Origin of the sequence: Kitasatospora sp. NPDC096128 (genome assembly GCF_040303105.1) — a bacterium.
GTDB lineage: Bacteria > Actinomycetota > Actinomycetes > Streptomycetales > Streptomycetaceae > Kitasatospora.
In genome coordinates this window covers 23,779-33,968 of sequence record NZ_JBEOSP010000043.1, presented here as the reverse complement: position 1 = coordinate 33,968, position 10,190 = coordinate 23,779, and the positions used below count along the sequence as shown (strand labels likewise).

Genomic DNA, 10,190 nt, shown 5'->3' with positions numbered 1-10,190 from the left:
GGTGCCTTCCTGTGATGAGGCGGGGTCGGTCAGCGGTCGCTCAGACGGCCGAGCTCGTTGTCGATGAAGGCCAGGACCTCGTCGGCGCTCGCTGCTTCGAGCCGCTCCGCAACGGCGTCCTCGGCATTCTGCGCGTCCTGGTTTCGCAATTTCTCCAGCATTCGGCGCAGCCGGAGCGACACCGCGTTCCGGGTCGACTCGTCGGTGTCCGCATCGGCCAGGGCCGCGTCCAGGCGGTCGAGTTGGCCGAACAGTGCGGCGCCGTCCTCCGCGTCCTGCTCGTCCAGGAGCACGCCGAGCAGGTGTGCGCCGAGGACGGCGGACGTCGGGTGGTCGAAGACCAGGGTCGCGGGCAGGCGCAGGCCGGTGACGGCGGTGAGGCGGTTGCGCAGTTCAAGTGCCGTGAGGGAGTCCACGCCGAGGTCGCGGAAATCCCGGTCGGCCGCGACGGCTTGCGGCGAGGCGTGGCCGAGGACCGCCGCCGCCTCGGTGCGGACGAGGTCGACGACCTCGCGCAGCCGGCCGGCCTCGCGCAGTCCGGCGAGGCGGGCGGCGAGCGCGGCCACCGTGCCGGTGCGTCCGCCGGCGGACTCCGCCGCGCGGCGGGCGCCGCGAACGAGTCCGCGCAGCAGCGCGGGCACGGTGCCGGGCGTCCTGGCCGGACCGGCGGCGCGGCCGATGGGGACGAGGTAGGGCTCGTCGAGGCCCATGGCGGCGTCGAGCAGTGCGAGGCCCTGTTCCTCGGTCAGCGGCGGGACTCCGGTGGCGCGGATGCGGTGCAGGTCGGCCTCGGTGAGCGTGCCCGTCATGCCGGCCGTGGGCACCCAGGCGCCCCACCCCAGGGACTGGGCGGCCAGACCCTGTTGGCGCCGCCAGTACGCGAGGGAGTCCAGGTAGGCGTTGGCCGCCGCGTAGTTGCCCTGACCGGCGCTGCCCATGACGCCCGAGATGGAGGAGAACAGGACGAAGGCCCTGAGGTCCTGGTCCTTGGTCAACTCGTGCAGGTTCCAGGCCGCATCGACCTTGGGACGCAGGACGTCCGACAGCCGCTCCGGCGTCAGCGCGCTCACAACGCCGTCGTCCAGCACACCCGCCGCGTGCACGACGCCCGTGATCCTCCGGCCGCGCAGGGCCTGCGCGAGCGCCTCCCGGTCGGCGGCGTCACAGGCGACCACCTCGACGCGGGCGCCCAGCTCTCCCAACTCGTCCACCAGCTCGGACGCACCACCGCGTCGGCTCAGCAACAGCAGGTCGTGGACACCGTGTTCGGTCACCAGGTGCCGTGCGACGAGACGGCCCAGGCCGCCGGTGCCACCGGTGATCACGACGGTGCCCGAGCCCCAGCCCTTCGAGGGTTCACCGGCAAGGTCGGCCCTGGCCAGCCGGCCCACCCGGACGGCTCCGGCACGGGCGCTGAACTGGAAGTCCCCGCCCTCCAGTCGGGCGGCGAGGACGGGCAACGCCACCTCCACGTCCGACTCGCGCTCGACGTCGAGCAGGGCGAACCGGCCCGGGTTCTCCGCCTCGGCCGCCCGGACGAGACCCCAGACCGCGCCGCCGACGAGGTCCGTGACCTCACCGCCCGGCACCGCGCCCCGGGTGGTGAACACCAGGCGCGCGTCGGCGAACCGCGGCTCGGCCAACCACTCCTGCACCAGGCCCAGCGCCCACGCCGTCACCTCGTGCACCGCCTCGGGCGACGAACCGCCCGCCACGGGAACGACAACGACATCCGGCACCTCGCCGAGCGACGCCAGGTCCTCCCCCAGCGTCACCACCCGCACGGGCCCGCCCGCACGCTCCGGGGCGTCCACCCAGTCCAGCCGCAGCAGCGCCCCGGCCGGTCCGGCCCGCTCCGCCACGGCAGTCGGCTCACCCAGCGTCAGCGATCCCGCCGACAGCACGGGCCCGCCCGCCGCGTCCGCGACCTCGACGGACACCGTGTCCGCGCCCGCCCTCGCGACCCGCAGCCGCACGACGGCCGCGCCGGTCGCGTGCAGCGCCACGTCGTGCCAGTCCGTGGGCACCGGGCGTGCGCCGTCGTCCGCCCCGGTCAGGGCGGCGATCTGGACGGCCGCCTCCAGCAGCGCCGGGTGCAGCCCGTACGGCGCCGCGTCCTCGGCCCGGCCCGGCAGGACAGCCTCCGCGAACACCTCGTCGCCCCGCTGCCACACCGCCTGCAGCGTGCGGAACGCCGGGCCGTGGTCCAGCGGGTCGTGGCAGGACTCCGGGTCCACGGCGACCGCGTCCGCCGGGGGCCAGGCGGAGGCGTCGAAGCCGCCCTCCGCCTCGCCGACGGCCAGCGTGCCGGTGGCGTGGCAGGTCCACGGACCGTCCACCGCGTCCTCCGGCCGGGCGTAGCAGCTCAACGGACGCGTCCCGGCCTCGTCCGGGGCACCGGCCACCAGCTGGACGACGACGGCGCCGTCCTCGGGCAGCGCCAGCGGCTCGGTGAGCGTCAGCCGCTCGACGCGGTCGCAGCCCACCTGGTCGCCGGCCCGGACGGCCAGTTCCAGGAACCCGGTCGCCGGGAAGACGGCCACGCCGCCCACCCGGTGGTCGCCCAGCCACGGCTGCGCCTTCAGCGACAGCCGGCCGGTCAGCAGCACGCTGCCCGAGTCGGCCGGGGAGACCACCGCGCCCAACAGCGGGTGCTCGGCCGGCCGCAGGCCCGCGCCGGTCACGTCGCCCGTGTGCGCGGCCTGGGCAGGCCAGTAGCGCTCGCGCTGGAAGGCGTACGTCGGCAGGTCTACGCGCCGGGCGCCGGTGCCGTCGAAGACCCGGGCCCAGTCGACGGGCACGCCCACGACATGGAGGCGGGCCAGTGCCGTCAGCAGGACGCCTTCCTCCGGCCGGTCGGGGCGCAGCGCGGGGGCCGCGACGCGGTCGGCGCCCTCGTCGAGGTTCTGCTCGGCGAGGGCCGTGAGCACGCCGCCGGGGCCGAGCTCCAGGTAGTCCGTCGCGCCGGCCGCGTCGAGGGCGCGGACGCCGTCGGCGAAGCGGACGGCCTCGCGGACGTGGCGCACCCAGTAGTCGGGGGTGGTGAACTCCCCGTCCACCTCGCCGGTCAGGTTGGAGACCAACGGGATCGACGGCGCGCTGTACGTCAGCCCGTTCAGGACCTCGCGGAACTCCTCCAGCATCGGATCCATCAGCGGCGAGTGGAAGGCGTGCGAGACCTTCAGCCGCGTCGTCTTGCGGTCGGCGAAGTGCGCCTCGATCGACGAGACGGCCTCCTCGCTGCCCGAGACGACCACGGACGTCGGTCCGTTGACGGCGGCGATCGACACGAACTCGCCGAGCAGCGGCAGGACTTCGTCCTCCGTCGCCTGCACCGCCAGCATCGCACCGCCCTCCGGCAGCGCCTGCATCAAATGGCCACGCGCGCTCACCAGCGCACAGGCGTCCGCCAGCGAGAACACCCCGGCCACATGCGCCGCCGCGATCTCGCCGATCGAGTGGCCCGCGACGAACTCGGCCCGCACGCCCAGCGATTCGACGAGCCGGAACAGCGCCACCTCGACCGCGAACAGCCCGGCCTGGGCGTACTCCGTCCGGTTCAGCAGCTCCTCGTCCGAGCCCCACACCACGTCCCGCACGGGCACGTCCATCGCCGCACACACCGCGTCGAACGCCTCCGCGAAAACCGGGAACCGGGCAGACAACTCCCGCCCCGTCCCCAGCCGTTGCGACCCCTGCCCGGAGAACAGCAGCGCGAGCCTCCGCTCCCCCGCCGCGCCGCGCGCCACCTCGGTGCCGTCCAGCAGCACCGCCCGGTGCGCGAACCGCGACCGTCCGGCCAGCGACAGTCCGACATCCACCGGCGAGCCGTCCAGGTCGGCGAGCCCGGCCAGTTGCGCCTCCAGCGCGGCCTCCGACGCTCCCGAGACCACCCACGGCACCACGTCGGGCGCGATGCCCGTCTCCCCGGCCTGGTCCACCACGGGCGCCTGCTCGACGATCACGTGGGCGTTCGTCCCGCTGATCCCGAACGACGAGACCCCGGCCCGGCGCGGGTGCCCGGCCTCCGACCACTCGCGTGCCTCCGTCAGCAGCTCTACCGAGCCCGCCGACCAGTCGACGTGCGAGGACGGCGCGTCGACGTACAGCGTCTTCGGCAGCACGCCCGCCCGCATCGCCTCCACCATCTTGATGACGCCCGCGACCCCGGCTGCCGCCTGGGTGTGCCCGAGGTTGGACTTCACCGAGCCGAGGAACACCGGGAGTTCGCGGTCCTGCCCGTAGGTCGCAAGCAGCGCCTGCGCCTCGATCGGGTCGCCGAGGGCCGTGCCCGTGCCGTGCGCCTCGACGGCGTCGACCTCGGCGGCCGACAGCCCCGCGTTGGCGAGGGCCTGGCGGATGACGCGCTGCTGGGACGGGCCGTTGGGCGCCGTCAGGCCGTTGGACGCGCCGTCCTGGTTGACGGCCGAACCGCGCACGACGGCCAGGACCGGGTGTCCGTTGCGGCGGGCGTCGCTCAGCCTCTCCAGCACGAGGACGCCCGCACCCTCCGACCAGCCGGTCCCGTCCGCGCCGTCCGCGAACGCCTTGCAGCGCCCGTCCGTCGCGAGCCCGCCCTGGCGGGTGAAGCCTAGGAAGCTCATCGGCGTCGACAGCACGGTCACGCCGCCGGCCAGGACCAGCGTGCATTCGCCGCTGTTGAGGGACTGCGCGGCCAGGTGCATCGCCACGAGCGAGGAGGAGCACGCGGTGTCGATCGTGAGCGCCGGGCCCTCCAGGCCGAAGCAGTAGGACACCCGGCCCGAGATCACGCTGTTGGCCAGCCCGGTGCTCGCGTGGCCCTCCACCTCGTCCCGGGAGTTCATCACCAGCGAGGCGTAGTCCTGGCCCGTCGTGCCGACGAAGACGCCGGTCCGGCTGCCGCGCAGCGCCGTCGGGTCGATGCCCGCCCGCTCGAACGCCTCCCAGGACGTCTCCAGCAGGAGCCGCTGCTGCGGGTCCATCGCGAGGGCCTCGCGCGGCGAGATGCCGAAGAAGCCCGCGTCGAAGTCCCCGAGGCCGGCGAGGAAGCCGCCCTGGCGGGTGGCGCTCACGCCGTGGCCGGTGCCGAAGAGCGCGTCGAGGTCCCAGCCGCGGTCGGTCGGGAAGTCGGTGATGCCGTCGCGGCCCTCGCTCAGGAGCCGCCAGAGGTCCTCGGGGGTCCGCACTCCGCCGGGCAGGCGGCAGGCCATGCCGACGATCGCGATCGGCTCCCTGGCATCGGCGCGGGTGGCGGCCGCCGGGGTCTCCATGTCGTCTTCTTCGCCGAGGAGTTCCCCGAGGAGGTGCGCGGCGAGGGCGTGCGGGGTCGGGTAGTCGAAGACCATGGTCGCCGGGAGCCTGAGGCCGGCGACGTCGGCGAGGCGGTTGCGCAGCTCGATCGCGGTGAGGGAGTCGAAGCCGAGGTCGCGGAACTCCCGTCCGGGGTCCACCGCCTGGCCGGACGCGTGGCCGAGGACGGCGGCGGCCTCCGTGCGGACGAGGTCCACGAGGTGGCGCAGGCGGTCGCCCTCGCGCAGCTCGTACAGACGCGCGGCAAGGGCGGCGAAGGCCGTGCCGCTGGTGCTCGCTGCCGTGCGACGACCGGCGGGCAGGAGGGCGCGGAACATCGTGGGCACCTCGCCGCGCGGGCGGGCACCGGCGGCCGTCCGGCCGGTCGCAACCAGGAAGGGCTCGTCGACGGCCATGGCGGCGTCGAGCAGGGCGAGACCGTCCTGCTCGGTGAGGGGCGGGACGCCGGAGGCGTGGATGCGGTGCAGGTCGGCCTCGGAGAGCGTCCCCGTCATGCCGGCCGTGGGCACCCACGCACCCCAGCCCAGCGACTGGGCGGCCAGGCCCTGGTGGCGCCGCCAGTGCGCCAGGGCGTCGAGGTAGACGTTCGCCGCCGCGTAGTTGCCCTGACCGGCGCTGCCGAGGACACCCGAGATGGAGGAGAAGAGGACGAAGGCCTTGAGGTCCTGGTCCTTGGTCAGCTCGTGCAGGTTCCAGGCCGCATCGACCTTGGGGCGCAGGACGGCCGACAGGCGCTCGGGGGTCAGCGCCGTGACGACGCCGTCGTCCAGCACACCGGCCGCATGTACGACACCACTGATCGTCCGACCGTCCAGGGCCTCGGCGAGCGCCTCGCGGTCGGCCGCGTCGCAGGCCACCACCTCGACGGCGGCACCCAGTTCCCGCAGCTCCTCCAGCCATGCCCCGATGCCCCCGCGCCTGCTCAGCAACAGGAGGCCGCGGACGCCGTGTTCGGTGACGAGGTGCCGGGCGACGAGACGGCCCAGGCCGCCCGTACCACCCGTGATCACGACCGTGCCCTCGCCCCAGCCCACGGCCGACCCGCCGCCCGCGGCGCGGGTCAGCCGGCCGACGCGCACGGCGCCGTCGCGGACCACGACCTGCGGCTCGCCGGTCGCCAGCACGGCCTCCATCGGGAGCTCGCCGTCCGTGTCCACGAGCACGAACCGGCCCGGGTTCTCCGACTCGGCCGCCCGCACCAGGCCCCACACGGCCGCGCCGACGAGGTCGGACACCTCGCCGCCCGCCATGGCGCCCCGGGTGACGAATACCAGGCGGGCATCGGCGAAGCGCGGCTCGGCCAACCACTCCTGCACCAGGCCCAGCGCCCACGCCGTGACCTCGTGCACCGCCTCGGGCGCCGAACCTGCCGCCACCGGGACCACCACGGCCTCCGGCACGTCGTCGCCGACCTCCGAAAGCGCCCCGACCTGCACGGAAGGGACGGTGACCGGCCGGGCGGGCGCAGCCGCGACCCACTCCAGCCGCAGCAGCGAGCCGTTCGCGCTGTGGGAGGCGGCGGCCGGCTCGCCCAGCTCCACGGACTCCGCCGACAGCACGAGCTCGCCCGCCGCGTCGGCGAGGGCCAGCGACAGCGTGTCCGCGCCCGTCCGCACCAACCGGGCCCGCACCACCGTGGCGCCCGTGGCGTGCAGCGACACCCCGGACCAGGCCACGGCCACGAGCCCCCGGCCGTCCGCCCGCAGGACGGCGGCAGGCAGCGCCGGGTGCAGACCGAACCCGGCTGCCGTGCCCGCCAGTTCGGCCGGGAGCTCAGCCTCGACGAAGGTCTCCTCGCCGCGCCGCCAGACACCGGCGCCGTCCGCGACCGCGCCGGTCGGCGGCCAGAGCGCCGCGTCGAAGTCGGCGGCGCGCGCTCCCGTGGTCAGCACCCCGGTGGCGTGCTCGGTCCACGGCTCGTCGAGGCCACCGTGGGGGCGCGAGAAGAACGTCACCGTCCGCGCGCCCGCGTCGTCCGGCGCACCCGCCCGGACCTGGACCACCGTGCCGCCGCCCGCACCGGCCAGGGCGAGCGGCCGGGTGACGGCGAGCCGCTCGACCCGGTCGCAGCCGACATGGTCGCCGACCCGGATCGCCAGCTCCAGAAACCCGGTCGCCGGGAACACGTCCGCGTCGCCGTCCCACGCCGCAGTGCCGGGCGAGAGCCGGCCGGTGAAGACGACGCTGTCGGTGCCCGCGAGCGGCACGGCGGCACCGAGCAGCGGGTGGTCGGCCGCCAGCAGGCCTGCGGAGGCGACATCGCCGACGGCGCTGCCCAGCGCGGGCCAGTAGTGCCCGTGCTGGAAGGGGTACGTGGGGAGGTCCGTGTGCTGGGCGCCGGTGGCGTCGAAGAGTCGGGCCCAGTCGACGGGGACGCCGGTGACGTGCAGGCGGGCGAGCGCGGTGACGAGGGTGTGCTCCTCGGGCCGGTCGCGGCGCAGCACCGGGAGCGCAGGGGCGTCCGAGTCGTCCTGGGCGAGGGCGGCGAGGACGCCGTCCGGGCCGAGCTCGACGAAAGCGGTGGCACCGGCCTCGCGCAGGGCGCTGAGCCCGTCGGCGAAACGGACGGCCTCACGGACATGGCGCACCCAGTAGTCGGGGGTGGTGAACTCCCCGCCGCCCAGCTCTCCGGTGAGGTTGGGCACCAGCGGGATCGAAGGGGCTTGGTAGGTCAGCCCGTTCAGGACCTCGCGGAACTGCTCCAGCATCGGATCCATCAACGGCGAGTGGAAGGCATGGGAGACCTTCAGCCGCGTGGTCTTACGGCCGGCGAAGCGCGCCTCGACCCGCGAGACCGCCTCGTCCGTGCCCGAGACGACGACAGAGGTCGGGCCGTTGACAGCGGCGATCGACACGAACTCGCCCAGCAGCGGCAGGACTTCGCCCTCCGTCGCCTGCACCGCCAGCATCGCACCGCCCTCCGGCAGCGCCTGCATCAAACGGCCACGCGCACTCACCAGCGCACAGGCGTCCTCCAACGAGAACACCCCGGCCACATGCGCCGCCGCCACCTCACCGATCGAGTGCCCGGCCACGAACTCCGGCTCCACACCCAACGATTCGAGCAACCGGAACAGCGCCACCTCGACGGCGAACAGCCCGGCCTGGGCGTGGGCCGTCCGATTCAGCAGCTCCGCATCGTCACCCCACACCACATCCCGCAGAGCGGGATCCAGCTCGGCGCACACGGCATCGAAAGCCGACGCGAACACCGGGAACCGGGCGTACAACTCCCTCCCCATCCCCAAGCGCTGCGATCCCTGCCCGGAGAACAGGAACGCCGTCGACCGCTCCCCCGCCACACCACGCGCCACCTCGGCCCCGTCCACCCACACTGCCCGGTGCCGGAACCGCGTCCGTCCCGCGAGCGACAGCCCGACGTCCACCGCCGAGCCGCCGACCCCGGCGAGCCGTCCCAGCTGCGCGTCCAGCGCCGCCTCCGACTTCGCCGACACCACCCACGGCACCACACCCGGCACGACCGACGAAGCCGGCGCCGGAAGATCCTCCGCCGGCGCCTCCTCGACGATCACATGCGCGTTCGTCCCGCTGATCCCGAACGAGGACACCCCCGCCCGTCGCGGCCGCCCGCCCCCCGGCCACTCGCGCGCCTCCGTCAGCAGCCGCACCGCACCCGCCGACCAGTCCACGCGCGAGGACGGCGTGTCCGCGTGCAGCGTCCGCGGCAGCACGCCCGCCCGCATCGCCTGCACCATCTTGATCACGCCCGCGACCCCGGCGGCCGCCTGCGCATGCCCGAAGTTGGACTTGATCGAGCCCAGGAACAACGGGACTTCGCGCCCCTGCCCGTAGGCCGCGAGCAGGGCCTGGGCCTCGATCGGGTCGCCGAGCGGCGTGCCCGTCCCGTGGCCCTCGACGGCGTCGACGTCGGCGGCCGTGAGCCCGGCATTGGCGAGCGCCTGCCGGATCACCCGCTGTTGCGAGGGGCCGTTGGGCGCGGTGAAGCCGTTGGACGCACCGTCCTGGTTCACCGCCGAGCCCCGAACGACCGCGAGGACGCGGTGCCCGTTGCGGCGGGCGTCCGAGAGTCGCTCCAGCACCAGCACGCCGACGCCCTCGGCCCAGCCCGTCCCGTCGGCGCCGTCGGCGAACGCCTTGCAGCGCCCGTCCGAGGCCAGTCCGCCCTGGCGGGAGAACTCCATCAGCGAGCCGGGCGTCGACATCACGTTGACGCCGCCCGCGACGGCGAGCGTGCACTCGCCGGCCCGCAGCGCCTGGACCGCCCAGTGCAGGGCGACCAGCGAGGACGAGCAGGCGGTGTCGACCGTCACCGCCGGGCCTTCCAGCCCGAGGGTGTAGGAGATCCGGCCGGACAGGGCCGAGGCGGCGATGCCGGTGCCGATGTCGCCGGTGGCGTCGGCCAGGGAGCGCACCAGCAGATACGCGTAGTCCTGGCCGTTGGTGCCGAGGAAGACGCCGGTGCGGCTGCCGCGCAGGCCCGCCGGGTCGAGGCCGGCCCGTTCGAAGGCCTCCCACGACGTCTCCAGCAGCAGGCGCTGCTGGGGGTCGGTGGAGACGGCCTCGCGCGGGGAGATGCCGAAGAAGTCGGCGTCGAAGCCGGAGACCGAGTCGAGGAAGCCGCCACGCCGCGAGACGCGGGTGCCGCGCTCGTCGACGCCGGCGTCCGCCAGGGCACCGAGGTCCCAGCCCCGGTCGGCCGGGTAGCCGCCGGTGGCGTCGGTGCCGCCCGCCACGAGGTCCCAGAGGTCCTCGGGCGAGGCGACACCGCCGGGGTAGCGGCAGCCCATGCCGATGACGGCGACGGGTTCGGCGGCCGCGGCCAGGAGCCGGCGGTTCTGCTTGCGCAGCCGTTCGGTCTCCTTCATCGAGGACCGGAGAGCGGCGACTACCTTGTCGTGGGGCGTGGTCATGGCTGC

Annotated in this window: 1 protein-coding gene; it reads right to left on the bottom strand. The window is 74.9% G+C overall.

What is annotated here, in order from left to right; translation table 11 throughout:
• Nucleotides 1-29: 29 nt before the first annotated feature.
• A complete protein-coding gene (locus ABTY61_RS33970) occupies nt 30-10,184 on the bottom strand; it encodes an SDR family NAD(P)-dependent oxidoreductase (RefSeq protein ID WP_350509008.1) in 10,155 nt (3,384 codons plus the stop codon).
• Nucleotides 10,185-10,190 lie beyond the last annotated feature (6 nt).

Coding starts and splice junctions, on each gene's coding strand:
- ABTY61_RS33970 (WP_350509008.1), bottom strand. CDS start 10,184: ATGACCACGCCCCACGACAAGGTAGTCGCCGCTCTCCGGTCCTCGATG.